General features: G+C 36.1%; 21 protein-coding genes, 1 rRNA gene and 1 pseudogene. 15 read left to right on the forward strand and 8 right to left on the reverse strand.

Translation table 11 applies throughout. The features are described 5' to 3' along the window. Positions 1-136: 136 nt before the first annotated feature. Entirely contained in the window at positions 137-1,600 is a 1,464-nt protein-coding gene (locus tag SAY88_RS18030) for an aldehyde dehydrogenase (RefSeq protein ID WP_332633547.1), read from the forward strand. Positions 1,601-1,848: 248 nt separating this feature from the next. Here the strand turns inward: SAY88_RS18030 and SAY88_RS18035 are convergent, their stop codons facing one another. Beyond that, positions 1,849-2,268: a GlcG/HbpS family heme-binding protein gene (locus SAY88_RS18035; RefSeq protein WP_332633548.1), complete on the reverse strand. Its 420-nt coding sequence runs from the start codon at positions 2,266-2,268 to the stop codon at positions 1,849-1,851. Positions 2,269-2,628: 360 nt separating this feature from the next. Between SAY88_RS18035 and SAY88_RS18040 the strand changes: the two genes are divergently transcribed. Continuing rightward, a complete protein-coding gene (locus tag SAY88_RS18040) occupies positions 2,629-2,979 on the forward strand; it encodes an IDEAL domain-containing protein (RefSeq protein WP_332633549.1) in 351 nt (116 codons plus the stop codon). Between the two features lie 233 nt (positions 2,980-3,212). Beyond that, positions 3,213-4,811 (forward strand): aspartate:alanine exchanger family transporter, encoded by a 1,599-nt coding sequence (locus SAY88_RS18045; protein ID WP_332633550.1) that lies wholly within the window; start codon positions 3,213-3,215, stop codon positions 4,809-4,811. 341 nt (positions 4,812-5,152) lie between these two features. Here the strand turns inward: SAY88_RS18045 and SAY88_RS18050 are convergent, their stop codons facing one another. Beyond that, positions 5,153-5,293 carry a hypothetical protein gene (locus SAY88_RS18050; protein WP_332633551.1) on the reverse strand — a complete coding sequence of 47 codons (141 nt, stop codon included), beginning with the start codon at positions 5,291-5,293 and terminating at the stop codon, positions 5,153-5,155. A gap of 307 nt (positions 5,294-5,600) precedes the next feature. On the opposite strand from SAY88_RS18050, the gene SAY88_RS18055 reads away from it, so the two are divergent. The 7 genes from SAY88_RS18055 (at position 5,601) to SAY88_RS18085 (ending at position 15,205) form a co-directional block, all read left to right on the forward strand. Further along, positions 5,601-8,315, forward strand: a complete 2,715-nt coding sequence (locus tag SAY88_RS18055; protein ID WP_332633552.1) for a response regulator — start codon at positions 5,601-5,603, stop codon at positions 8,313-8,315. A gap of 42 nt (positions 8,316-8,357) precedes the next feature. After that, positions 8,358-9,167: a CheR family methyltransferase gene (locus SAY88_RS18060; RefSeq protein WP_431308891.1), complete on the forward strand. Its 810-nt coding sequence runs from the start codon at positions 8,358-8,360 to the stop codon at positions 9,165-9,167. Then, positions 9,070-11,154, forward strand: a complete 2,085-nt coding sequence (locus SAY88_RS18065; RefSeq protein WP_332633554.1) for a PAS domain S-box protein — start codon at positions 9,070-9,072, stop codon at positions 11,152-11,154. The genes SAY88_RS18060 and SAY88_RS18065 overlap by 98 nt, the downstream gene beginning before the upstream one ends. 23 nt (positions 11,155-11,177) lie before the next feature. Next, positions 11,178-12,122 carry a sugar ABC transporter substrate-binding protein gene (locus SAY88_RS18070; protein ID WP_332633555.1) on the forward strand — a complete coding sequence of 315 codons (945 nt, stop codon included), beginning with the start codon at positions 11,178-11,180 and terminating at the stop codon, positions 12,120-12,122. 132 nt (positions 12,123-12,254) lie between these two features. Beyond that, positions 12,255-13,004, forward strand: a complete 750-nt coding sequence (locus SAY88_RS18075) for a diguanylate cyclase domain-containing protein (RefSeq protein ID WP_332633556.1) — start codon at positions 12,255-12,257, stop codon at positions 13,002-13,004. A gap of 20 nt (positions 13,005-13,024) precedes the next feature. Further along, complete coding sequence (locus SAY88_RS18080; RefSeq protein WP_332633557.1) at positions 13,025-14,008, forward strand: putative bifunctional diguanylate cyclase/phosphodiesterase; 984 nt, start codon at positions 13,025-13,027, stop codon at positions 14,006-14,008. Positions 14,009-14,113: 105 nt separating this feature from the next. After that, complete coding sequence (locus tag SAY88_RS18085) at positions 14,114-15,205, forward strand: TIGR04053 family radical SAM/SPASM domain-containing protein (protein ID WP_332633558.1); 1,092 nt, start codon at positions 14,114-14,116, stop codon at positions 15,203-15,205. Positions 15,206-15,238: 33 nt separating this feature from the next. On the opposite strand, the gene SAY88_RS18090 is transcribed toward SAY88_RS18085, so the two are convergent. Next, positions 15,239-16,003, reverse strand: coding sequence for a YwiC-like family protein (locus tag SAY88_RS18090; RefSeq protein WP_332633559.1), 765 nt, complete (start codon positions 16,001-16,003; stop codon positions 15,239-15,241). 221 nt (positions 16,004-16,224) lie between these two features. Here SAY88_RS18090 and SAY88_RS18095 point away from each other — a divergent pair, with 221 nt between their 5' ends. Next, complete coding sequence (locus SAY88_RS18095; RefSeq protein ID WP_332633560.1) at positions 16,225-17,010, forward strand: class I SAM-dependent methyltransferase; 786 nt, start codon at positions 16,225-16,227, stop codon at positions 17,008-17,010. Between the two features lie 52 nt (positions 17,011-17,062). On the opposite strand, the gene SAY88_RS18100 is transcribed toward SAY88_RS18095, so the two are convergent. From SAY88_RS18100 to SAY88_RS18115, 4 genes are all read right to left on the reverse strand, one after another. Beyond that, positions 17,063-17,782, reverse strand: a complete 720-nt coding sequence (locus SAY88_RS18100; RefSeq protein ID WP_332633561.1) for a lipase family protein — start codon at positions 17,780-17,782, stop codon at positions 17,063-17,065. A gap of 235 nt (positions 17,783-18,017) precedes the next feature. Then, entirely contained in the window at positions 18,018-19,190 is a 1,173-nt protein-coding gene (locus tag SAY88_RS18105) for a quaternary amine ABC transporter ATP-binding protein (protein WP_332633562.1), read from the reverse strand. Positions 19,191-19,218: 28 nt separating this feature from the next. Then, a complete protein-coding gene (locus tag SAY88_RS18110; protein WP_332633563.1) occupies positions 19,219-20,070 on the reverse strand; it encodes an ABC transporter permease in 852 nt (283 codons plus the stop codon). 162 nt (positions 20,071-20,232) lie between these two features. After that, on the reverse strand, positions 20,233-21,264 hold the full coding sequence (locus tag SAY88_RS18115; protein ID WP_332633564.1) for an ABC transporter substrate-binding protein: 1,032 nt from the start codon (positions 21,262-21,264) through the stop codon (positions 20,233-20,235). A 381-nt stretch (positions 21,265-21,645) separates the two neighbouring features. On the opposite strand from SAY88_RS18115, the gene SAY88_RS18120 reads away from it, so the two are divergent. The 3 genes and pseudogenes from SAY88_RS18120 (at position 21,646) to SAY88_RS18130 (ending at position 24,735) form a co-directional block, all read left to right on the forward strand. Further along, on the forward strand, positions 21,646-21,951 hold the full coding sequence (locus SAY88_RS18120) for a sensor histidine kinase (protein ID WP_332633565.1): 306 nt from the start codon (positions 21,646-21,648) through the stop codon (positions 21,949-21,951). Positions 21,952-22,078: 127 nt separating this feature from the next. Beyond that, positions 22,079-22,997, forward strand: a pseudogene (locus tag SAY88_RS18125) (O-acetylhomoserine aminocarboxypropyltransferase/cysteine synthase family protein); the annotation flags it as partial. 268 nt (positions 22,998-23,265) lie between these two features. Next, positions 23,266-24,735 carry an alanine/glycine:cation symporter family protein gene (locus tag SAY88_RS18130; RefSeq protein ID WP_332633566.1) on the forward strand — a complete coding sequence of 490 codons (1,470 nt, stop codon included), beginning with the start codon at positions 23,266-23,268 and terminating at the stop codon, positions 24,733-24,735. Between the two features lie 66 nt (positions 24,736-24,801). On the opposite strand, the gene SAY88_RS18135 is transcribed toward SAY88_RS18130, so the two are convergent. After that, the gene (locus SAY88_RS18135; protein WP_332633567.1) at positions 24,802-25,752 is read right to left on the reverse strand and encodes an L-lactate dehydrogenase; all 951 of its coding nucleotides are present in this window, start codon (positions 25,750-25,752) and stop codon (positions 24,802-24,804) included. Positions 25,753-26,452: 700 nt separating this feature from the next. Between SAY88_RS18135 and SAY88_RS18140 the strand changes: the two genes are divergently transcribed. Then, positions 26,453-26,511, forward strand: a 16S ribosomal RNA gene (locus tag SAY88_RS18140); the annotation flags it as partial.

Genomic DNA, 26,511 nt, shown 5'->3' on the forward strand with positions numbered 1-26,511 from the left:
GAAAACATGAAATTAAAATTATTTTAAAAATTTTTCATATTGTTGCTCATAGAGGGACAATGATGTTTTATGTGGCACGTTTGTAGAGTAAGGTAAATGTAAGGAAAAAATAAAAAGTTAATGGAGGGTACTAAAAATGGAAACGGTTACTACTGCGACGGGAATTGATTGTAGACACTTTATTAATGGACAATATGTCAATTCAGCAAATCACAAAACATTTATCAATATGAATCCAGCCAATGAAGAAGTACTTGGCTCAGTTGCTGAAGGTGGCAAAGAGGAAATTGACTTAGCTGTAACTGCAGCAAAAAATGCTTTAAATGGACCTTGGAAAACAATGCCCCTTACTGAACGTTCGAAAGTGCTACGTAAAATTGGTGATTTAATCTTAGAAAGAAAAGATGAGCTTGCTCGTTTAGAATCTTTAGATACTGGGAAGCCAATCTGGTTATCAAGCACAATTGACATTCCAAGAGCGGCATACAATTTCCACTTCTTTGCTGATTATATGACAACAATAGGAACAGAAGCGTATCAGCACGATGATGTAGCGATTAACTATGCAGTACGTAAACCAGTTGGAGTTGTTGGGTTAATCAACCCTTGGAATCTACCAATGCTTCTCTTAACTTGGAAGTTGGCTCCTTGTTTAGCAGCTGGTAATACAGCGGTTATGAAGCCTGCAGAGTGGACACCGATGACAGCAACGGTACTCGCTGAAATTTGTAAAGAAGCAGGCGTACCAGATGGCGTTGTAAATGTCGTACACGGGTTTGGACCTGACTCAGCCGGTGCAGCATTAACAGAACATCCAGATGTAGATGCGATTACATTCACAGGGGAAACATCAACTGGGACAGCGATTATGAAAGCAGCAGCGAATTCCCTTAAAAAACTTTCCTATGAGTTAGGTGGAAAGAATCCAAACATTATTTTTGCTGATTCGGATCTTGATGAAGTATTAGAAACAACAATCAAATCAAGTTTCATCAACCAAGGGGAAGTTTGCTTGTGCGGATCAAGAATATATGTTGAGCGTGCAGCGTATGATGAATTCGTAGAAAAATTTGTTGCCAAAACGAAGGAATTAGTTGTTGGAGATCCATTTGATGAGAAAACAAAAATTGGTGCAATGATCGGGAAAGAGCATTATGAGCGAGTACTTGGGTACCTTGAGTTAGCTAGAGAAGAAGGTGGGACTATTCGCACTGGAGGCGGTCGTCCGGAAGGCTTTGAAAAAGGGTACTATATTGAGCCGACAATCATTACTGATCTTGATCGCAATGCGCGTTGTGTTCGCGAGGAAATCTTCGGACCAGTTGTAACGGTGATTCCATTTGATAGTGAGGAAGAAGTACTAGAGCAAGTAAATAATTCTCACTACGGATTAAGTGCTTCAATTTGGACGAATGACCTTCGTCGTGCTCACCGTGTAGCAAACGAAGTAGAAGCGGGAATCATTTGGGTTAACACATGGTTCTTACGTGATCTACGTACTCCGTTTGGTGGAATGAAGCAAAGCGGAATCGGGCGTGAAGGCGGAATGCATAGCTTTGAGTTTTATAGTGAATTAAAAAATATTTGCATTAAGCTTTAAAAAAAGAATGGTTGTAGATCTCAAAAATCCAGGAACAGAGGTGGCAATGGCTCCGTTCGCTAAGCGGCTTGAGAGGGGAAACGATACCACTCCTCTCAAGGCTTTTAAAAGATGTAGTGACTCGGCTCATTGCTTCGGGGGGGCTCAAAGGTCAAAAACAGGCCTTTTGAGAACCCCCTATTTTTTACTAGGAAGTAGGGACAATTAGCTGAAAACTAACTTCTTTTCCTTTCCTCTGGTTAACTGTATTACATATGAATAACATTTAGGGCAGCTAAGGCGCAGTCATTGTCTTGTTCCTGGGACCCCCCAGAAACGCCGATTCCACCTATTAGGTCGTCTCCATCATAAATAGGTTGACCACCACTAAAAATAGTCATTTTATCTGTGTGAACCATTCCGTGTAATAGAGCTGGCTTGTCTTTTATTCTTTCATACCAATCTCCTGTTGGAATACCGAATCCTGCTGCAGTATACGCTTTGTTTTGAGCAATGTTACCAGGTATTAGCTTAGCGCCATTCATTCTAATGAAGCCCATAAGGTTCCCGCCGTCATCCACAACAGCAACACTAATTTTAATGTCTAATTCTGCTGCTCTTTGTATCGCTTTATTAAGCATATTCATAACCATTTGTTGAGATAGGACACTTTTCTTCGGTAATGTCATTGATAACTCCTTTCAAAAAAACTATTGTTTTTTTGTTTCGTATAAAACAAAAAGCACAATGTCAAAGACTGTAAGCGTACTATATCATACAAGATCATTTCATTAAATAATTAGATTCCTTATAAAGGAACGATTAAGAAAATTCACCTTTAATGCTGCATAAATTAATCGATGGAACGGCTTTAATATAATGATTGTACAAAAGTGTCGATTAGCCCAAGAAAAAATATTATAGAGTGAATATAATGATTATGCGAAGAAAGATTTTTAAAAAGAAAGTGTGTTTAATGAAGATTCTCAACTTAGTCAAATGTTAATGAAAATACCAAAATGGGTATGACAAAGGTTGGTGAATAAATAATGGAGGCTCATAACAATAAAGAACTAAAACAAGGTGACTGGATTAAAGGAAAAACAAGAAATGATGAGTGGGTACATGGGTATATAGAAAGTGTAGAGCCATACCATCCATTAGTCCGCTTGAAAGTATTGTTTAGTGATAATACCGAGTTTGTAGGAAGAACGATTCGAATCGAAAAGAAGGATATTGAAAAGCAAGCACCACTAACCAATTTCTCTGAGGCGGAGCTTTTAAATTTCATCGATTTAGCTTTGTCTACAAGGGATCAACAATGGTTTATGGAGTTAACGTCAAAACTAAAAAGAAAACAAAATAAATGGTCGCTCCCAAAAAAAGAAAGTAGTCTATAGAAAAATTACTCTCCTTAATGGATGTCAAATTCATGTTAGGGAGGCTTTGAAAACTTGGCAATGGCTCTGCACTTTGAATAGAGGATACAGTGAAAGGGAAGGTTGACTTTTTTCCGTGTCCTCTAAAAAAGTAGGAGATATTGTGAAGAAGTGAGCATACATAAGAAATTCAGCGTGCAAAACTGTATAATATATGAAACGTAAGTAGTCGTGGAATAGATGGAGGATGGAAAGTGGAATTATTCTTTTCGTTATTAGAAGAGCCTTTGTTTTTATTATTTATGATTTTATTTTTAGGATCAATGCTTGGTCAAGCAAAAATTAGGGGACTTAGTTTAGGTACTTCTGGGGTGCTTCTTGTTGCAATGTTATTTGGCCATTTCGGGTATCAAGTTTCCTCTACTGTTCAAAATTTAGGGTTAAGTTTGTTTATTGTTGCTGTAGGTTTACAAGCAGGGCCGCGTTTTTTTAGGATGATGCGATCAAGTGGGTTAATCTTTGGCATTATCGGTCTACTAATTGTTTTAATTGCGGCTATAACTACTATCTTTGTTTCTTATGTGTTCGGGTTATCCCCTGCATTAAGCATTGGTTTAATGACCGGTGCGTTAACTAGTACACCTGGGCTAGCGGCAGCGCTCCAAGCAACGAATGACCCGTTAGCATCAGTTGGATACGGAATTGCTTATCCTTTTGGTGTGATTGCTGTTGTACTATTTGTCCAATTATTGCCGAGGGTATTAAAAGTTGATCTGATGAAGGATTTAAAAAAATATGCAGATCCGGCTAAAACAGAAGCTTCACCGGAAGTACGGACAATAGAAGTTGTTAGTCCTAAGGTAAATAAGCGTACATTGAAGGAATTACGTTTTCATAAGTATAAATCAGTTGTAATTAGTCGAGTGATCCGAGGGGATCGAAATATAATTGCACTTAACGATACTGTAATATTAAAAGGTGATCATCTTGTTGCTGTTGGATTAGGAGAAGACCTAGATACGTTTTGTCAAGATATCGGAAGAGAAGTTTCATCTGACTTTACTAACTCTGATCATGTGAAACTACGTAAAGTAGTTGTTGATTCAGAAGAGATGATTGGTAAGAACATTAGGGAATTAGAATTAAGAAGAATGTATGGGGTCACGGTGACCAGAATGGAACGAGGGGGATTCGAGTTTAATCAAAATTCAAAATGGCGTCTAGAACGAGGTGACGTCCTAACTTTAGTTAGTAGTGAAGACCGTTTAAATATTGTAGAAAAACTATTTAGCAAAAAAACGTTAACAGTGACGAATGTTCATATATTTTCATTAAGTTTAATTTTGTTAATTGGTATCATCTTTGGGATGATTCCGGTACAAATACCGTATCTAGGAACGATCACATTAGGAGTAGCAGGAGGTCCGTTATTTGTGGCCTTACTCATTGGCCACTATGGTAAAATAGGACCGATTCGTGCCCGTTTTTTTCAACCCTCAAACCAAGTAATTCGAGACATTGGACTCGTGCTCTTCTTATCAGGGGCAGGAACGACCGCAGGGCAAGGCCTTGTAGATGTCGTACAAAAAGAAGGTTTAAGTTTAGTCATAGGTGGAGCTTTAATTACGATCGTTCCTATTTTCATTGGTTTTCTTGTAGCAAGGAAACTATTTAAATTAAGTATGGTTCATTCCTTAGGGGCACTTTGTGGAGGATTGACGAGTACACCTGGGCTCGGAGCCGTTAATCAATTAGTTGACTCAGAAGACCCGTCTATCGCTTATGCAGCAGCGTATCCCTTTGCCCTCATATTTGTGACGATAGCATCGCAATTATTAATATTCTTTTTATAAGAAAAGAATGATTTAGATAGGGGATAAGAAAAAGATATTTTCAATTATTACGTTTCTTACGTTTGCTTACCCAGACCGCTAAGCTAATACAAATTATGAAGAATGCACCAAAAGTAATAAGTAGCAACCAATCAGCAACATCAAACAAAGTCATCAACCTCCTAAGTAATGATATTTTATTTTTTCGATAAAGAATGAGGTTTATACGGAAAAATATTTATAGCGAATCCGGATTCTATTCTATAAAAACTAGCAAACAAGTATCCAATTTTTCAGAAGACAGATTAACGCTAAAAAAGAGAGCTTTGTCTTAATAATGGATATAGCTCTCTTTCTATTATTTATATATCTTGGTTTGATTTGATTCCTCTTTTCTTTGCAAGCATTACTTTTGCCTCATTATAAGTTAAACCAGACTGAGCATTTAGACGCTTAACTTCAACGATATCCGTTCCCGATACGGTTTTATTTTTATTATTCATTGTATTTCCCTCCTATTTCTAAGTTAAATTTATTATTTACAAAAGACTGCTTTTTTACTATTACAACTATTAAAGAGAAACCATTAATGATAAATTATTACTAGAATTTTAAAAGATATATTCAAGATATATATTTTAATTGTGGTAGAGTGTATTATAATAAAGGTAAATAATTGTCATATGTAATCAAATAAAGACTAAATATGTATTTTTTTGAAGAGTGAGAAAAAACTGAAAATTAGTAATTTTTTATTTAGAAGGTCGAAAAATTAAAAATAAATCATATTGATTGGTTACCGGAGGGAATATGAAATTTAGAACAAAACTTTATGCTAGTATTGGGTCTATTTTATTATTAATTTCTATTGTAGTTATTATCTTGTTGAATATGCTTGAGAAATCAACAGTTGAAATGCATGTAGTCGTTAATGAATTGAATGATCGCATCAATATGAGTTCAGACATTATGTATGAAACAGCTAATATTGGTAGAGAATTGCGAGAAATAACAGCTGAACAATCAAACGAGAATTTCTTAACGAGGATGAATGGATGGGAACAGTCTAATGTAAACTTAAAGCTCTCTCTTGAGTCACTTGAAAAGCATGACACTCAACAAAAATCACAAGAGTTAATTGCAAAATTCAAAACATTGCATACATCGTACCAAGATATTGCACAACAAGTGTTAACCATTCAACGATTAGATAGTGATAATTCAATCGAGCCGACCCTTTGGGAAGAAGCAGAAGTCACTCGTCAAAGAATGCTTCAGATAGGGGAACTTCTCCATGGTTTGCAAGAGCAAGAGCTCAAAAATGAACTATTCAGATCGAGAGATACATACAATTGGGCTGTTAAGATGATCTACATCTATCTTGCAGTTGGTCTAGGATTTGCAATTGCGATTACGTTATGGATTATTAGAAGTATCACGAAAAACCTAAACAATGTAACGACTGTAATGGAAAGTGTGACGAGTAGGAACGTCGGTGAATTGCCGCGAATTGCTGTACTCTCTAAGGATGAATTTGGAAAAATTGCTACCGCTTTTAACAAAATGGCGACAGAGTTGGAGAGACAAAGTAAATTAGAAAAGCGTTTAAAGAATGAAGCAGAAGAACATAGTTGGCTACAAACAAAAATTGCTGAAATAGCTACCATGTATCCTGAAGTGAAAAATGTACAGATGTTAGCGGATATGTTAATTATGAAGCTTGTTCCCATGGTAGGAGGGAGTGCAGGGATTTTTTATTTGAAGGAAATGGAAGAAGGTCAGCAGTACATGAAAAAAAGGGCAGCCTATGCGCTATCGGATCAAAGCAATAACTTTGATCGCTTTAAGATTGGCGAAGGATTAATAGGTCAGTGTGCAGCTGAGCAGAGAACAATCTATTTAACGGATATTCCAGACAATTATGTTAAAGTTCATTCTGGAGTTGGGGTGACATCACCAAAATATAGCATTATTTTACCAGTCAAATTCGAAGGGGAAGTATTGGCTGTTATTGAAATTGCTTCATTACATTCTTTTAGTACTTCTCAAGTTAAATTGCTAGAAGAAATTATGAGCAACCTTGGTATTACAATGAATAGCATTGCAAATCGTATGAAAGTGGATAAATTATTACAAGAATCTCAAAGCTTAACTGAAGAATTACAAGCGCAATCCGAAGAATTGCAAGTGCAACAAGAAGAATTACGTACAACAAATGAGAAATTGGAAGAGCAATACGAAAGTTCAGAATCAAAGAAAACAGAGCTAGAAAAAGTACGAGAGGCCCTTGAAGAAAAGGCCCAACAGCTTGAGTTAAGCTCTCAATATAAATCGGAGTTCTTAGCAAATATGTCTCATGAACTTAGAACGCCTCTTAATAGTTTATTGATTTTGGCGAAGATTCTCTCTGAGAATGGTGATGGCAATTTAACAGGTAAGCAGGAGGAATATGTCCGAACAATTTATTCTTCGGGTCAAGACTTGCTTCATTTAATCAATGATATTCTAGATTTGGCAAAAGTCGAATCAGGAAAATTAGAAGTTGTGCCAAAAGAAGTAGAACTTCAAAAAGTCCAAAATTATGTAGAGCGACAGTTTGCTCCTATTGCTCGGCAAAAAGGTGTGAGCTTTACCGTAAAAGCTGAGGAGAATATTCCAGACTACCTGAGTACAGATGAACATCGATTACAACAAATTTTGAAAAATTTACTTTCCAATGCCTTTAAATTTACTGAAAAAGGAAGTGTGTCATTAGTCATTAAGAAAGTGAATGATTTACAACCGATGCTGGCTTTCTCTGTAACGGACACTGGAATTGGAATAGCGAAAGAGAAACAAAGTACGATCTTTGAGGCATTTAAGCAAGCTGACGGAACGACAAGCAGGCAATATGGCGGAACAGGCTTAGGACTTTCAATTAGTAGAGAAATCGCATATTTATTAGGCGGTCATATCGATATACTTAGTGTTGAAGGAAAGGGTAGTACATTTACTTTGTATTTACCATATTATGAAACTATTGAAGTAGAGGAGAAGTCATCTGCTATTGCTGAAGTCGCAGCAGCTATTGACCAAGAGTTAGTAACAAGTATATCTTCAGACCATGAGGAAATAGCAATTCAAAAACAATATAAATCGTTACTGAAAGGCAAAAAAATTCTGATCGTTGATGATGATGTTAGAAATGTATTTGCTTTAACATCAGCGCTTGAAAAGTATGAAATGGATATTAATTTTGCCGAAAGTGGGAAAGAAGCATTATTGGAGTTACGAGATAACCCAGATACCGACTTAGTTTTAATGGACATTATGATGCCAGATATGGACGGCTTTGAGGCTATGAGGATTATACGTAAAAGGCCACAATTTGCATCTATTCCAATCATTGCTGTAACAGCCAAAGCCATGAAGCATAACCGTGATGAGTGTATTGAAGCAGGTGCATCCGATTATATAAGTAAGCCAATTGATTTAGATCAGTTGTTCTCACTCATGAATGTTTGGTTGTATAGAAAAAAAGAGTAGGTGAACATATTCAATAATATAGTTAGGAAACCAATTGATGAAATTGAAAAGATAGAAATAGATTTATTGCTTGAAGCCATCTACCGTTGTTATGGCTATGATTTCAGGGGGTACGCTTTGCCTTTCATTCAAAGAAGAATTCATCATCGTGTGCGAAATGAGAAACTTCCAAGTATATCGGCATTACAGGAAAAGATTTTGCATGATCCAGCAGTGATGGAAAGCATGTTTTGTGACTTTTCAATCAATGTAACAGAAATGTTTCGAGATCCTTCTTTTTTTAAAGTATTACGTACAAGAGTTTTCCCGAAATTAAGGGATAAATCCACGATCCGTATTTGGCATGTCGGTAGTTCAACTGGTGAAGAAGTTTACTCGATGGCAATTCTCTTATACGAAGAAGGTCTCTATGAAAAATCGAAAATATATGCTACTGATATAAACGAGAGTAACTTAAGTAAGGCAAAAAAAGGTGTTTTTTCAATTGATGGAATGCAGCAGTACACTCAAAATTATTTTGAAGCGGGCGGGAAAAGGGCTTTCTCTGAATATTATAAGGCCATCGGTGAACAAGTTGTTTTCCGTCCTTTTTTACAGACTAACGTAATATTTGCACAGCATAATCTAGTAACAGATCATTCTTTTAATGAGTTTGATATCATTATCTGTCGCAATGTCCTAATCTATTTTAACAAAGAACTGCAAAATAAAGTACATCAGCTTCTCTATGAAAGCCTTAGCTTGGAAGGCTTTCTTGGATTGGGGAAAAGAGAGGGGATTAAATTTACTAGTCATGGAAACTGTTATGAAGAAATCGATGCAACAGAAAAACTGTACCGTAAAAATAGATAGTACAAGTGCCAAAAAAGTAAATATATTAATGGTTGATGATCATCCAGAAAATCTACTAGCATTGGAAGCAGTCCTTACATCTCCTAACTACAATTTGGTTAGTGCGACCTCAGGGAAACAAGCGTTAAAATATATGCTTAAACAAGACTTTGCAGTTATTTTATTAGACGTACAAATGCCAGGGCTTAATGGGTTTGAAACAGCAAAACTAATAAAAATGCGTGAGAAAACAAAAAATATTCCGATTATTTTCATTACGGCTATTAGCCAAGATGTCGAGCATGTTCATCAAGGTTATTCCGTTGGGGCGATTGATTATATTTTTAAACCGTATGAGCCTGAACTGCTTAAACAAAAAATAAAGCAATTTGTAAAAATTCATCAAAACCATGAAGAACAGCTGATTCAAAATGAAGCTGAGAAAACAGCTGAAATTCAAGAAATAAACGAGAAGTTGGATCTGACAACTTTAGATTTACGAAGGTCAGAAGCGTTAGCAAAGGTAATTGGAGATACGATCCTTGATACCATTGTTACTTTTGATACGTATGGAAAAATATTATCAGTGAATAAAGCTATTAAAAGCATGTTCGGTTATTCATATGAAGAAGTTGTGGATTATCAGATCGGGAGTCTGTTTCTTGTTGATACAGTAGAAAAAGAAGCAAAGTCAAAACAAATTGACATGTCGTTTATCAAGCAAGCAGGGGAACGAGTTTTCGAAGTTATTGCCTTGCGTAAAGATAAAAGTTGGTTTCATGCAGATATACAAGTTGGGAAAACGACTGTAGAAGGTCATGAAATTTTTGTCTGCACAATTAGGGACATAACTGAACGAAAACAAATGGAGGAAGACAAAAAGCAAAAGTATATAGATATGGAAACGATTGTTCAAGAGAGAACAATGGAACTTCTAATAGCCAATGAAAAATTAAAGAATGAGATTGTTGAGCGAAAAAAAATAGCCGAGCACCTATTAGCCTCTCAGGAGCGCTTTAAGAAGATGTTTGAGTCTAGCCCCAATTTGCTAGCCATTTTTTCGTTAGATGATAAATCATTTATTGATGTAAATGAGAGATGGATAGAATATACAGGTTACAGTAACGAAGAATTAAATTCTCTTAATTTGGGTTTGCTTTATTGTATAGAAGAATCAAATTGCCATTGCCAAGACTTACAAACGCCAAGTCGTAATCAAAAAATCACTTATAAAACGAAAAGTGGACAAATAAGATCTGGCTTACTTTCAACTGAATTAATTACGCTACATTCTAAACAATGTGCTCTTATTGTTGTAACAGATATAACAGATAGAGTCCTATTAGAAAATGAAATGGCTAGGTTAGATCGACTGAACTTAATTGGTGAAATGGCTGCAGGAATTGCTCATGAAATTCGAAATCCGATGACGACTGTTCATGGTTTTTTGCAAGTAGCAAAGAGTAGCCGTGACCCTTTGAAGTTAGAGATTGTTGACTTAATGTTGGATGAATTAAATAGGGCTAACTCTATTATTACGGAGTTTCTAAATTTAGCCAAAAATAAAGTAAGTGACAAAAAATCACAAAGTATTAATAATATCATTGAATCCTTATTTCCACTTATTCAAGCAGAAGCTTTACGATCAAGTAAAGAAGCGATTCTTGATTTACATGAATGTCCTGATATTTATTTGGATGAAAAAGAGATTCGCCAAATAATTTTAAACATTGCCCTTAATGGGCTTGACGCAATGACTCCTGGTGGAGAACTTGCAATAAGAACTTATACAGAAAACAAAGATGTTGTCTTAGAAATACAAGATCAAGGAGAGGGGATTAGCCCAGACATTATTGAAAAAATAGGTACTCCTTTCTTTACAACTAAAGAAGAAGGCACAGGTTTAGGTCTAGCGATTTGTTATAGTGTCGCAGAACGTCATCAAGCTGAGATATATATAAACACAGGGGATACGGGAACAATTTTTTCAATCCGCTTTAATTCATAAAAAAATGAAAGGAGGTAGAAGCATTGAAAACTAGATCCACCCTCCTTATTGCTTCCGTGATTGTGATTGCTCTAATAAGTTTTATTTCTAACCCTTTTGCTGAGGGAAAGCCTACGGTTACAGTTCTTCTCAAAGAACAAAGGACGGAGTATTGGGATGTTGTTATTGCTGGAGCAGAGAAAGGCTTCCGTGATTTTGGAGTCAACGGAAACGTACTCGCCCCTGCCAATGCAACGACAGAAGAGCAAATCGAGTTGTTAGAAAGGATTCTTGATGATGATCCAGATGTACTAATTGTATCACCGATCCACCCTGATTCTTTGATCATTCCGTTAGAACGGTTTATTGTTAAAGATATACCAGTTCTGCTTTTAGATACGGATGCTTCGTGGGAGAATAAAACCACTTATGTTGGTACGGACAACTTTGATTTAGGTCGCCGGGCAGGCTCCTTAATAGGCTCCCAATTACAGCCTGGTGATAAGGTAGCAATCATTACCGGTGATGAGGATAGTCCTGTTGCTGGGGATCGAATGAGGGGAGCAGAAGTAAGGTTAAAAGAAATAGGTATTAACGTAGCTGCTATTATTACGCAATTATCAAACGAACCTGAGCAGGTAAAAGAGGTAATGGAAACCATTTTAGAAGCTCATCCTGATTTAAAAGGAGTTGTAGCAACAACTGACGGAATGGCTCTAAGTGCTTTACATGTTATTCAAGATCATGGTCTGACCATTCCTGTTACAGGTGCGGATGGACTAACAGAAATGGTCGAATTAATTGAAAGTGGGGCATTATCAGGAACGGTCGCTCAGAATCCTTATGATATGGGGTATTTAAGTGTCGAAGCTGCAGCCAAGGTATATAGAGGAGAAACGATTGATCAAAATATAGATAGTGGTGTAGATATTATAGTAAAAGGGAATGCAAAGCAACGACTAGATTTTCTTCGTAGCTTACTTAAATAAGATCAAGAATAAGAGCATCCAATTATGGATACTCTTATTCTTGTGTGTAGACGTGACCTAGATCACACCAAAAATTCATCTATTCCTATACAATAGACGGAGAGCAGCCTTAGAGAGAAATGAGGGACAAGGATGAGCTTAAAGAATGAATTGAATCATGCTTTAAAGAAACTAAAGGACATCGAGTCTGCAATAAATGAATCATCAATTGTTGTCATAACAGACAAAAAAGGAATAATTCAATTCTCAAACGATAAGTTCTGTGAAATATCCAAGTATAGTCGTGAAGAATTAGTCGGGAAAGACCATCGAATTATCAATTCAGGTCACCATAGCAAAGAGTTCATTCAATCATTATGGGAAACGATTTCAAAAGGTGAAGTATGGAAAGGTGAGTTTAAAAATAAAGCAAAGGATGGGACGTATTATTGGGTTGATACAACAATTGTACCTTTTCTAGATGAAGAAGGTGTACCTTATCAATACGTTTCTATTCGTCACGACATTACAGAGAGAAAACAAATTGAAGAACATATGCAATCTATGGCTTATTTAGACCCATTGACGTTATTACCGAATCGAAACAAATTAAACAAGTGGCTTAGCGACTTTCAGATAAAGTCTAAAATGAATGATCAGGTAGCCATTTTATTTTTAGATCTTGACCGTTTTAAATCAATTAATGACCAGTATGGACATACAATTGGAGATTTGGTTCTAAAAGAAGCGGGACAGAGGTTACAAGATTGTCTTCGTGAAACGGATTTTCTTACACGTCAAGGTGGGGATGAATTTGTAATCATTCTTGATAAAACTAAAAATAAACAAGAGGTAGTTTCTGTTATTCAAAAAATTGAAAGCCAGCTATCATTGCCTTTTTAATTCAAAATAAAAAGTTGTTAGTGTCAGCGAGTATTGGTGTAAGTCTAGATTATATCCCGGCTGAAAACAATAACTATCAGGAATTTATTGAACGTCTATTGAAAGTGGCCGATCATGCGATGTATCAAGCAAAACAAAAGGGTGGACATACTTATAGTTTTAGTACACCAAAGCAAAGCCTTGAAATGGAAAGGTACTATCAACTTCAGCAGGAAGCAGAAAAAGCGCTAGAGTCAAACGAATTTTTCCTAGTGTATCAGCCACTTGTTAATTTGAACAATGGGGACGTTTTTGGAGCTGAAGCATTATTACGATGGGATAATGCGACGTTCGGGATGATCAGCCCAAAAGAATTTATTCCAATCTTGGAGGAAATGGGTACTATCATTCCTATCGGTAGATGGATCATTTCTACTGCTTGCAAGCAATTAAGAAATTGGCAAATAAGCGGCCAGCATTTGCGGAAAGTTTCTGTGAATGTATCACCAGTACAGTTTCGAGACGAATATTTTGTAAGAGATTTAAAATATATTCTTGATGAGACGAAGGTAGATTCATCTTTTTTAGAACTTGAAATTACAGAAGGAGTTCTCCTTAATATAGAAGTAGCAAGAAAAACGTTATCTGAATTAAAGCAGTTGGGAGTGAAAATTTCGATTGATGATTTTGGAACGGGATATTCATCATTAAGTTATTTGAAAAATTTACCAGTTGATACGATCAAAATCGATAAATCATTTATACATGAGTTAGATGTTGACGGTGAAATTATTATTAATACGATTATTACTATGGGGAAAAACTTAGGATTTAATGTCATAGCTGAAGGGATTGAAAATGAGAGGCAAGTAACAACGCTCCAGCAACAAAATTGTGATGTAGGGCAAGGTTATTATTTTAGTAAACCAGTAAGGGCTCATCAATTCCTCTCTTGTATGAACCATAATCAAATCAAAGCAGTTACTGAAAATAACCTGAATTGGCTTTATGTATCACATAATTAATGACTAACTGTTGAACATTCTTGTTCTGTGATCTCAGTCACCTCTGGGCGTTTTATCTTTTGTTAAGCTTAGAAAAACGAATATTGATGTAGGAGGGGATTGATAATGAACATTGATTATAAAAAAAATCCATTTATCGTTATTTGGGAAGTAACGAAAGCCTGCGCATTGAAATGTTTACACTGCCGAGCTGAAGCACAACATCTCCGCGATCCTAGAGAACTTTCTTTTGAAGAGGGAACGAATTTAATCGATCAAATCTATGAAATGGGAAATCCTTTGCTTGTTTTTACAGGTGGAGATCCGTTAATGAGAGAAGATTTATATGACTTAATCGACTATGCAGTGAAAAAAGGTGTACGTGTTTCTATGACTCCTAGTGCAACCCCAAGAGTAACGAAAAAGGCGATGGAGAAAGCAAAAGCTGCTGGTTTATCGAGGTGGGCTTTTAGTTTAGATGGCCCTAACAAAGAGATTCATGATCATTTTAGGGGGACGAAGGGCTCGTTTGATTTAACGATGAAAGCTATACGACATTTGCAAGATTTAAACATGCCTATTCAAATTAATACGGTTGTTTCTCATTATAATGTAGATGAACTTGAGAAGATGGCTGAGCTTATGGAACAACTCGGAACTGTACTTTGGAGTGTATTTTTTCTTGTTCCGACAGGGAGAGCTTCTAATATGGAACCCGTTTCCCCAGAAAGACATGAACAAGTGTTACATTGGCTTGCTGACTTAAAAGATACAGCGACATTTGATATTAAAACAACAGAAGCTCCTCATTTTAGAAGAGTACTTATTCAAAGAGAATCGATGAAGGCGAAGGGGGACGGGAGCAGAAAGAGAAGGAAAGATATTTTAGGCCGTGCTCCAAAAGGGGTAAATGATGGGAACGGATTTGTTTTTATTTCCCATATAGGTGATGTATTTCCGAGTGGATTCCTTCCAATTCATTGTGGAAATGTGAGGAGCGAGTCTTTGGCAGCCATATATAGAGAAAATCCGGTGTTTAAGCAATTACGTGAACCCGATCAATTCAAGGGGAAGTGTGGGGCATGTGAATTCCGAAATTTGTGCGGTGGTTCTAGGGCAAGAGCTTATGCTGTTACCGGAGACTATTTACAAGGTGAACCATATTGTATCTATATTCCAAAACAAAAGAATGAATTAGTAGAAACCCAGTCACTTTAAATTAAAGTGACTGGTTTTTTTGAGATGTAAATATTAAATGATGATAATACTAAAAATGAAAAAGACGATACCATTCACAATTTCAATGATTCCTATCTTCATAGGTTTCATTTGCTTTTTCCTAGATGTGGTCCAGTCTTTAATTGCTCCAGGTAAATAAGCAAAAACTAACATGGGATTTCCAAGTAAAAAAGGAATAAGCAATAGGAATGCATGATACGTGTGGGATATTTTTTTAAAGCGGGCATTTTTTCGTTCGCGAATGAGTGATTTTACATAAAAGGCACTTCCTGTAAAATAAAACGTGACAAATATTAGTAGGGAAATAGCATTATTGACATCTCCTTGACCAAGAATTGAAGCAGCGACTCCACCTAATGCAAACGTGATAATGCCACTTAGATTGTTCCATAGGCTTCGTTCGTTTCGAGCCTTGATAAAATAAACATTAATGATTAGTAAAGGGATAAGAAAGATGCCAATTAATAGTAAAACGGGAGTTAACCAAATGACGGGTAGTAAAAAGATAATAGCAATGATTGAATATCTAACAAGCCATGGCATCATTTCTATTTTCAGTTTGCGGTTTCGAATGATATTTAATAACGGCGTAGATGCTAAAAAAAGAAAGAACCAACCAATTAAAAATGGAATGTGCAATAGAACGGGCCCAAAGAGAGCTACTGCTAATAAATATGGTAAGAAAAACATCATCCACGTACCATGTTCTTTTGGCAAAACCAATTTAACTTTCTGTCTGTTCCCTTGCATTTTATCTATATATTCATTTGTAACCATACGAGCACTCCTTTTGTCATTTTATATGTTAACTATAATAAAAATAAATAAATTAGACTGTTAAAACGGTCACACAAAGGTAAATTAGTAGTGTTATAAGTAACGAAGAACATGATGTTATCAAGAGGTTAGTCGAAAGGGAAAGTTATCCATAAATTAACATTATGCGTTATAATAAAGAGGCAAACCAATTCATGAATGTTAAAAAAGGATGTGATTCCATGACTGAAGATAACACGAAAGCTAACGTACAAGCTCAGTTTGGAAAAAATGCACGTAACTATGTAACGAGCAATACACATGCTAAGGGACAGGACTTACAAAAACTTCTCGAAATCTCCCAAGTGAAAGGCATCGAAAAATGCCTTGATATCGCTACAGGAGGAGGGCATGTCGCCAATGCATTAGCCCCAGTTGTTAAAGAGGTTGCGGCATTAGACTTGACTACAGAAATTCTACATGCAGCAAAAGGATTCATCGATTCTAACGGTCACACAAATGTTATGTTTGTTCAAGGTGATGCCGAACGTTTACCATTTGATGATAGTAGCTTTGATGTTGTAACATGTAGGATTGCTGCACATCACTTTCCTAATGTTTTTGCTTTTATAAATGAAGCTTTCCGGGTCGTGAAAGCGGAAGGGACGTTGTTATTTATTGATAATGTAGCCCCAGAACGAGATGACTTTGATTCTTTTTATAATAAAATTGAAAAAGATCGAGATCCAAGTCATTATCGTGCTTGGAAAAAATCAGAGTGGTATAAAATGATAGAAGATGCTGGCTTTGAAATTGAGGAATCTTATCGATTTAGAAAACATTTTCAATTTAATATTTGGTGTCAGATGATGAATCTTGAACCAAAGAAGAAAGAGATATTAGCTGAGTACATGATTAATTCATCGTATGAGTTACATGACAAATTCCGTCTGAAGATCAACGATGGGAAAGTCGAGTCGTTTATGGGAGAGTCTATTTTAATAAAAGCGATCAAACCCCAAATGTAATATGAAAGGGATTATCCCAGTCTGAAGTGACCTTTGGGATAACCCCTTTCATCTAGAAATCTTTTACACCTTTAATATACGTATAGATGCTGTGATTCCCGCTTAATGTATCTGTTTGAATACCAAATGTATCTGCGTCTTTAATGTGTTGATAATAATACGTTTGATCTGCTAATGGACTATAAATAGATTCTGGGGGCAAAAGTGGTACAATATCATAAATATTGACGAATCGGTAACTTTTTTGGACAGACTGTTCAAATGCTTTTGTAAATTCAGGATCTCCAACTCTAGGACTTGCAAAGTTATAAAGAGAGACGTTGAATCCGTGTTCTGATAGATCAAAAGCACATAATGTTGCAATTGCGGCACCTAAGCTATGCCCTGTAACGTAAACTTTCTTTTTTAAAGGGATTTGTTCCAAGGTGTCGATTATGTCATCTCTGCATGATTGATAAATAGAGGAAAAACCCTCATGAACGAAAAATGTTTCTTTCGTATATGGGAATGGAACTTGTGATACTTCAGCATCGACTATCCAATCTGGATTAGAGTCTGTTCCTCGAAAAGCAATGATGACACTCTTTTTGGATTCCAAAATAAATCCAAACCATTCTCTAATACCAATCGCATTTGCTTTTACATTTGCTAGTAATTTGTATCCTTTTGGAATTGTAAATTCACCTTCATTGGTATATTGGAAATACGTTTGTAAACAGCAATTTGCTAAGAACAATGGAAGTTGTTTTTTAATTGAATGCGTATGAGTCATATCTTGTTCCTCCTGATAAAGCTGATACATTAACATATGTGCAAATAACCATTTACGATCCACATCAGACTGGCTAAATTTTCATTACTACCAATAGAATATGATAAATCTTCACCTCGATTGGTATAAAATCCCAAAGGTAAACGAGGAAAGCCCCATGCAAGTAAAGAGGGAACTGAAAAAGGTCGCTTGTCGCCTTTTCGGTTCCCTCTAAATTAGCACGTGACTTTAGTAATTACACCAATGCTGATAATACCGATACTCTTGAAATAAGTCCAAGAAGCTTATTGTTTTCATCAACAACAGCAAGTGGATATTTTGATTCGGTTGCTTTTGGAATTAAATCTTGTAAATACGTATCAGGATCCGTTGTATGGTACTTATCAATTAAAATGTCTTTTAATGTTTTGTTTTCTTTTATTGCTTTTACTGTATCGTCAATCGTAACAAGTCCTTGTAATTTCCTCTGACTATCAACAACGAACACACTAGAAATACCATTAGAACGCATTTCATTTACTGCTGATTTTAATCCTTCTTTTAGGGAAACGATGGATGAAGGTTTGTACATAACATTACTAGCTTGTAAGACTTTCGAACGGTCAATATCTTTTACAAAGTCTTTAATATAATCACTTTTTGGCTTTTCAATAATTTCTTCTGGTGTCCCGCTTTGTTCAATCTGTCCATCCTTCATTACGGCGACACGATCACCAATTTTAAATGCTTCGTTTATATCATGAGTGATAAAGATAATTGTTTTTTTCAATTTTGCTTGAAGTTCCATTAATTCAAGCTGCATATCTCGTTTAATAAGAGGGTCGAGAGCACTGAAAGGTTCATCCATCAATAAAATATCTGGATCAGTTGCTAGCGCCCGAGCAAGTCCAACACGTTGCTGCATCCCGCCACTTAATTCATGGGGCATTTTTTCTTCCCAGCCTGCAAGACCAGCATTGGCTAGTGCTTGTTTTGCTTTTTCATAGCGTTCTTCTTTGTCTGTATTTTTCACTTCTAGACCATATTGAACGTTTTCAATAACATTTTTATGACTAAAGAGCCCAAAATGTTGGAAGACCATCGCAATTTTATTTTGTCTAAACGATCGTAGCTCTTGTTTAGAGTAGTCAACAATATTTTCCCCATCTACAATAATTTTCCCGTCTGTTGGTTTATTTAAAAGGTTTAAACAACGGATTAACGTAGATTTACCACTTCCGGAGAGCCCCATGATAACGAACATTTCACCTTCGCTCACCGTTAAAGAAATATCGTATATTCCAACCGTATGTTTTGTATCTTTTAGAATTTTTTCTTTCGACACACCTTGTTTTACTTTCATTAGTACAGATTTGGGATTTCGTCCGAATATTTTCGTTAAGTTTTCCACTTTTACTTTTTCTGTCATAATCGAACTCCTACTTTCTAATAGCTTTCTATTCTTTTACTTGAGAATTCTTTGCAATTCCTTGTGAAATTCGGTCCATGATAATCGCTAAAATAACAATACCAAGTCCAGCTTCAAAACCTCGTGCAATATCAACACGGTTAATGGCAATTAATACTTCCATACCAAGGCCTTGAGCCCCAATCATGGATGCAATAACGACCATTGCTAGTGCCATCATCGTTGTTTGGTTAATTCCAGTCATAATCGTTGGAAGAGCTTGAGGCAATTGAACCTTTGTTAATACTTGCATAGGGGAGGAGCCATAAGAATAAGCAGCCTCAACCATATCTTTTGATACTCTACGAATAGCAAGGTTTGTTAACCTAATTACCGGTGGAATGGCATAAATGATTGTAGCAATGACAGCTGGGACCTTACCTAGCCCAAAGAAAATCATAGCCGGGATTAAGTACACAAAGCTTGGCATCGTCTGCATTGCGTCTAATATTGGCTTCATAATTGCTTCTGTCGTACGTTTGTACGCCATAGCTATTCCAATCGGGATCCCAAAAAGCAATGAGATAAAGACAGAAGCTAGAACAATGGCTAATGTCATCATTGTATAATCCCAATATCCAAAAGAACCAACTAAGATCATTAATAGGGAAAAGACGATTCCAGAAACAAGGGAGGCACAACGCCAACCGAATACGAACACGACAAGAATCACTGACCACCAAGGGATCATAATTAAGAGATTTTCCATATGGACCATGACCCAAAGAAGGGAAGTGCTAATGGCGTCAAATAGTCCGGAGAAATTCGTATCTAACCATCTAACAAATGTTTCTATATGTTTTCCTAATTCAAACCGTAACGAGTCAGGGAAATTGTTCATTCTTCTTTAGTTGCAATTATAGAAAAGTGCAACCAATTCACCTCCTAAAATAAGTCTAACCAGTGCTTAGAAAAAAGCCTGACTAAAGGGCACTGAAAAGGTGAAAGTCAATCTTTATCAATGCCCTCGACTAAAGTTGTCCTTAGCCAAGCCATATGTTTGTTAAAGCCCTGCTTTTACTTTTTCAACAATGTCTTCTGGTACCCATGTTGTCCATACATCTTCATATTCTTGTAAGAAGAATACAGCGACTTCTTCAGTTTCTGCATCAGTCTCTTGCATGTGTGCAAGTAACTCATTTGTAATTTCAGCGCTTGTCGCATAGTTGTTTAAGAATTCTGCAACTTCTGGTGCTTGCTCAGGAAGCTGATTTTGCACAGCAATCGTTAATCGTTGAGACGGAAACTCAGTTAAATACCCGTCATTCCACAATTCTTCATCATATGGTTCGTCTTCAAGAAGGGTAATGTCATACATTCCAGCAATCCAAGTTGGTTCCCAGTAGTAACCCACCCAAGGCTCACCGTTTTCATATGCGTTAATTAATGAAGTATTTAAAGCTGTATCTGATCCAGGCTGGAAGTATGTGAATGTATCATCTAACCCGTAATTGATCATTTTTGCTTCTAGTACATTATCTGCTGCCCAGCCAGGTATTGAGCCATAAATTCTTCCTTTGGAAGTATCTTCTGGGTCTTGGAACACTTCCCAGTAATCAGGTAAATCATGAATTGATTTTAATCCTGGTGCTAATGGCTCAATGCCTCGCTCTGCGTCCCCTTTAATTACATACGTAGGAACATACAAACCTTCTGCTGTATCATCAAAGTTCACGGCTAATTCAATAATTTCTCCATTATCAATTGCTTCTGTATATTGATCGTAAAAATTCCCTGTCCAAATTTCCATGTATACATCTAAGCTGCCGTTGCCAATACCGATAAGCGAACCAGTCTCCGACCCTGGCATTGACTCCGTGTTATAACCAAACCCATTTTCGATGACATTTTTAGCGATTGCGTTATGAATGCGAATGCTGTCCCATCCTGCATCGGCGAATGTAATCGTATCAATAGACCCAATTCCATCGCTTTGTCCTGCTTCTTCATTTCCGCCACATGCTGACATTGTGACTATAAGTCCTACTAACATGAAAGAAAGAATGATAGTTTTTGAATTTTGTATAGCTTTCACCTTCAAACTCCTCCTTTAGAAATTAACTACATTTATTTGGTTCATCCTTTTTCTTTGTTGTCAAATCACCTCTTTTTTAGAATTCAATTGATATGTACGGAAGATAGAAGAATTGATTTTCTTCTACTAATGGATGCAAGAATGGAACTAACTCTTGCACAGAAATAATAAAAATAAGTTTGTTAAATAAAAATTTAACGTTCTTAATGATATTAATTTATCATATTAAAAATAATTGTAAAGTCTAGGTTTAATATTCATCGTTTTAATGTCATACAAAAATACTGAAGTAATAGTGGTTTTGAGGAATTTTTAAATCTTTTATAAAAGTAGTCGAATTTTGACTTTGTTTGCAGGTTGGGAGGTAGTTTTAGTAGGAGAATGGAAGTTTATTACATAGAGTATTTGATAAGCTGCAATAACAGTCATGAGGGTGAAAAGGTTAAAATTGACAGTTTTGTTAAGAATAATCATTTATGCATACATATAATAGATAATGGTGTCGGAATGACTCCTGAAAACTTAGAAAGATTGTATCAAAAGTACCAAAAGATTAATCAAGAAATGGCTGGACAAGGAATTGGCTTGTTTATGGTTTATCAAATTGTGAAACATTTTAAAGGGGACATCGATATTGTAAGTGAGGAAGGAAAAGGAACAGAAGTTAAATTATCTTTTCCGTTATAAGTTGTGTGAAAAGGCATTTGCATTTATTAGCAAATGTCTTTTCTTGTAAGAAATAGATGAACGACGAATAAAAAGAAAGAATTTTCAGAAAAGTTCAGTTGGCAGGAAGAAAAATCGTTACTATGATAATCCTCTTGCAAATACGTTGCCAAAATTGGGAATTAATGTTATCTTCGTCGATCCAAGTGATCCACAAAATTTCAAAAATGCGATAACCAGTAAAACAAAAGCAATCTATGCAGAGACAATCGGCAATCCAAAAGGTGATGTACTAGATATTGAGATGGTAGCAAAAATCGCTCATGATCATAATCTCCTATTAATAGTTGATAATACATTCCCAAGTCCTTATCTATTATAGCCAATCAAACATGTTGCTGATATTGTAGTTCATTCAGCTACTAAGTTTATTGGTGGTTATGGTACTTCAATAGGTGGGGTTATTGTTGATAGTGGTAATTTTAATTGGAGTTCGAGCGGGAAAGTACCCTGGATTAACAGAGCCGGACCCTAGTTATCATGGAATTGTATACACGGAGGCGGTTGGTCCAATTGCCTATATTATTAAGGCTCGTGTTCAATTACTGAGAGATTTAGGAGCCGCTATTTCTCCTTTTAACTCGTTTTTATTATCACAAGGTTTGGAAACGCTTCACTTACGAATGGAACGTCACAGCTCAAATGCACTTGAAATAGCACAATTCTTACAAGAGCACAAGGATGTTGAATGGGTGAATTACCCTGGGTTAGAAAGTCATCCGTCGTACGAATTAGCGACAAAATATATGCCAAAAGGACAAGGAACGATCTTAACGTTTGGGATAAAAGGTGGAGTGGAGGAAGGGAAGAAAGTAATACAATCTGTTCAGTTATTTTCCCATCTAGCTAATGTAGGAGATTCTAAATCTCTCATTATCCATCCGGCTAGTACAACCCATCAACAGCTTTCTGCAGGAGTTACACCGGGAATGATTCGTCTATCAATTGGAACAGAAGCAATTGATGATATTATTGAAGATTTAAATCGAGCACTAAAGCAAGTTTAAAATCTGTTTTAATAATAAAAAGCATCTCGAACCTAAATGTACGAGGTGCTTTTTTCTGATAGTGATGTGTTGCTTACGTTTTATTAATTATCTCAATTACGAATACGAATGATATATATATGAAAACGCTAACAAAAACATCTAACTCGAATGTTGGCGAATAATTATTTTAAATATTACGTTTTTTTATATTGTTATATAGCATTAGATGCCCTATAATTCAAGTTAGTAAGAAATGTGAAAATTTAAAGTGTTAGGGGGAATCTATGTGAGTGATTTAATCAATTGGTTGAATGGTGTTTTGTGGAGCACTCCAATGATTATTTTTTGTCTAGGCGTTGGTTTATTGTTTTCCATTTTTACTCGTTTTTTACAAGTTAGACACGTAAAAGATATGGTACGGCTAACGTTCCGTGGCAAGAGTTCATCAGCAGGAATTTCATCATTTCAGGCTTTGGCCATCGCACTTTCCGGTCGAGTCGGTACCGGTAATATAGCGGGTACGGCAACGGCAATTGCGTTTGGGGGACCGGGGGCTGTTTTTTGGATGTGGATGATTGCTTTTATCGGTGCATCTAGTGCATTTATTGAATCTACTCTTGCTCAAATGTACAAACAAAAGCAAGATGGTCAATATCGAGGTGGACCAGCTTATTATATCGAAAAAGGAATAGGTTGGAAATGGTACGCTGTTATCTTCGCTGTTGCAACTTTACTAGCTATGAGTCTTCTTATGCCAGGTATTCAATCTAACTCCATTGCGGTTGCTGTGGAAAATGCATTTTCAATCAACACTTATATTACGGGTATTATTTTAATTGCTATTATTGGTATTATCATTTTTGGTGGAGTAAAACGGATTGCAAATGTCGCGCAGTTTGTTGTTCCTTTCATGGCAGTTGCATATATCCTACTTTCATTGATTATTGTGTTAGTTAATATTACTGAGTTACCAGCTGTGATTGGTTTGATTTTTAGTAGTGCTTTTGGTGCAGATGCTGCGTTTGGTGGAATTATCGGTCTTGCTATTTCATGGGGCGTTAAACGTGGTATCTACTCAAATGAAGCTGGACAAGGAACAGGTCCACATGCAGCTGCGGCGGCTGAGGTTTCCCACCCAGCTAAACAAGGGCTCGTTCAATCATTCTCTGTTTATATTGATACACTTTTAGTTTGTTCGGCAACAGCATTTATGATTCTCTTTACAGGTATGTACAATGTAGAAAGTCCAAATGGGGAATATATTGTTAATAACATTAGTGAAATTCCAGCGGGAGCAGGTTATACGCAAGCAGCGATTGAATCTGTCCTTCCGGGATTTGGTGCCTCTTTTGTTGCGATTGCGTTATTCTTCTTTGCCTTTACAACAATTATGGCGTATTACTACATGGCCGAAACAAATGTAGCGTATTTAATACGTGGGAAATATAAAAAGTATGGTATGTTCATACTGAAAGTGGTTCTACTTTTAGCGGTATTCTTTGGTGCAATCAGAGAGGCAGATCTGGCATGGGCACTTGGTGATGTAGGATTAGGTTTAATGGTTTGGTTAAACTTAATTGCGATTTTAATTCTTGCAAAGCCTGCTTTGCGAGTGTTAAAAGATTATGAGCAACAGAAAAAAGAAGGAAAGGATCCTGTGTTCGATCCTAAGAGATTAAACATAAAAAATGCGGACTATTGGGAGTTTGAATACGAAGAGGATCAAAAGAAGAACAAAGATAAGCTTTCTAGTTAATCTGGATAATTAAGTGACTTGAAAATTAAACCCGACTTCTAGTAACTTTAGAAGCCGGGTTTTTTATTAGATTTCTAAAATGTGTTCCATGGACTCACGAAGAGTTTTGACAGAATGATCAAATTGATTTTTTTCTTTGTTGTTCAATTCAATTTCTAAAATCTTTCGAATTCCGTTACGATTAATTATTGCAGGTACTCCGATGTAAATATCATTATGTCCGTATTCACCAGTAAGGTAAGCAGATATAGGGAGTACGCTATTTTCGTTTTGTAAAATGGCTTTCGTAATTCGTACTAAAGACATACCAATACCGTAATAAGTTGCCCCTTTTCTTTCGATAATATGGTAAGCCGCATCACGAACATTTTCGAAGATTTTATCTAGTGCTCCAGTGTTATAGGTGTCATTTCTTTCTATATAAGATTCAAGTTTATCAATTCCGATTGTAGTATGGCTCCAAACAGGTAATTCTGTATCTCCGTGTTCACCGATAATATATGCATGGATGTTTCTTGGATCAATTTCAAAATAGTCTCCTAACATATAGCGTAATCTAGCTGAATCTAATGTAGTTCCAGAACCGATAACACGCTCTTTGGGTAAGCCTGATTCTTTCCATGTTACATAAGTCATAATATCAACTGGGTTTGTTGCTACTAAGAATATTCCATCAAAACCACTTTTCATAATGTTACCGACTATTTGTTTAAAGATCGCAGTATTTTTTGCAACCAAATCTAGTCTTGTTTCTCCAGGTTTTTGAGCTAGACCAGCTGTGATGACAACTAAATCTGCTTGTTGGCAGTCTTCGTACGTGCCATTCCATACTTTCATAGCAGTTGGTGCAAATGGAAGTCCGTGATTTAGATCCATTGCTTCTCCTTCAGATCGTAATTCATTTACATCTATAAGAACCAATTCTTCTGCAACGCCTTGGTTAATTAAAGAATATGCATAGCTACAACCTACTGCACCTGTACCGATAAGAACAACTCGATTTACTTTTCCATTCATAATAGAAGACCTCCTACTTAACTAACTTTAATCAATGACTTACTAGTTAATTTCTTTTCTAGTTAAAGTATAACACCATTATGTGAAGTGTTTCACATAATGGTGTGGAGAAATTGTGAATTTGTTCACAATTGATGTTAATTATTTCATTATTTATTTTGGAGTTATTGATGAAGGGGTAAACTAGCTTAGTTTTTGTTTTGGGCGGATTTTGTGAAAGGCTGGTTATAATTTTGTTTGAACTAGAGGGGGAGCTATTTTCAAGCCGCTAAAAAAAAGACTATAATAAATGGAGTGTTTTGATGGTGAAAATCAATTATATAGAAGGAAGTAGGTTGATTTATAAATTGTTGTTCTATGGTTTGAATTTTGTTTGCGATTGTGGTAAATTATTAGATCTCAGCGGAAAAATTCTTTAAACATATTTTTTTTAAAAGGATCTTGCGTAGAATGTTTCGTTGTGTTATAGTAATTCTTGTTCTTGTGATTCGACATTTTTGTGTGTTGTTTTAAAAAATATCAAATGATATTGCGCAGAACAGATTTTTGTGTTACTATAGTGAATGTCGCTGATGAATGAGCGGCGGATTAGTTCTTTGAAAACTGAACAAAAGCCAAGCGAATTAAAGAGATAATTTTTATCTCGTCAAAGTATTATATTGCATTGCTAGCGTAATGCAAGTTGAGCTAATCAAACACTTTTATGGAGAGTTTGATCCTGGCTCAGGACGAACGCTGGCGGCGTGCCTAATACATGCA

Origin of the sequence: Halalkalibacter flavus, from assembly GCF_036663575.1 — a bacterium.
Taxonomy (GTDB): domain Bacteria; phylum Bacillota; class Bacilli; order Bacillales; family Bacillaceae_D; genus Halalkalibacter; species Halalkalibacter flavus.

Excerpts from the sequence above, each read along its gene's own strand:
- SAY88_RS18030 (WP_332633547.1), top strand. The coding sequence starts at position 137 with ATGGAAACGGTTACTACTGCGACGGGAATTGATTGTAGACACTTTATT.
- SAY88_RS18035 (WP_332633548.1), bottom strand. The coding sequence starts at position 2,268 with ATGACATTACCGAAGAAAAGTGTCCTATCTCAACAAATGGTTATGAAT.
- SAY88_RS18040 (WP_332633549.1), top strand. The coding sequence starts at position 2,629 with ATGGAGGCTCATAACAATAAAGAACTAAAACAAGGTGACTGGATTAAA.
- SAY88_RS18050 (WP_332633551.1), bottom strand. The coding sequence starts at position 5,293 with ATGAATAATAAAAATAAAACCGTATCGGGAACGGATATCGTTGAAGTT.
- SAY88_RS18055 (WP_332633552.1), top strand. The coding sequence starts at position 5,601 with ATGAAATTTAGAACAAAACTTTATGCTAGTATTGGGTCTATTTTATTA.
- SAY88_RS18075 (WP_332633556.1), top strand. The coding sequence starts at position 12,255 with ATGAGCTTAAAGAATGAATTGAATCATGCTTTAAAGAAACTAAAGGAC.
- SAY88_RS18085 (WP_332633558.1), top strand. The coding sequence starts at position 14,114 with ATGAACATTGATTATAAAAAAAATCCATTTATCGTTATTTGGGAAGTA.
- SAY88_RS18090 (WP_332633559.1), bottom strand. The coding sequence starts at position 16,003 with ATGGTTACAAATGAATATATAGATAAAATGCAAGGGAACAGACAGAAA.
- SAY88_RS18095 (WP_332633560.1), top strand. The coding sequence starts at position 16,225 with ATGACTGAAGATAACACGAAAGCTAACGTACAAGCTCAGTTTGGAAAA.
- SAY88_RS18100 (WP_332633561.1), bottom strand. The coding sequence starts at position 17,782 with ATGACTCATACGCATTCAATTAAAAAACAACTTCCATTGTTCTTAGCA.
- SAY88_RS18105 (WP_332633562.1), bottom strand. The coding sequence starts at position 19,190 with ATGACAGAAAAAGTAAAAGTGGAAAACTTAACGAAAATATTCGGACGA.
- SAY88_RS18110 (WP_332633563.1), bottom strand. The coding sequence starts at position 20,070 with ATGAACAATTTCCCTGACTCGTTACGGTTTGAATTAGGAAAACATATA.
- SAY88_RS18120 (WP_332633565.1), top strand. The coding sequence starts at position 21,646 with ATGGAAGTTTATTACATAGAGTATTTGATAAGCTGCAATAACAGTCAT.
- SAY88_RS18135 (WP_332633567.1), bottom strand. The coding sequence starts at position 25,752 with ATGAATGGAAAAGTAAATCGAGTTGTTCTTATCGGTACAGGTGCAGTA.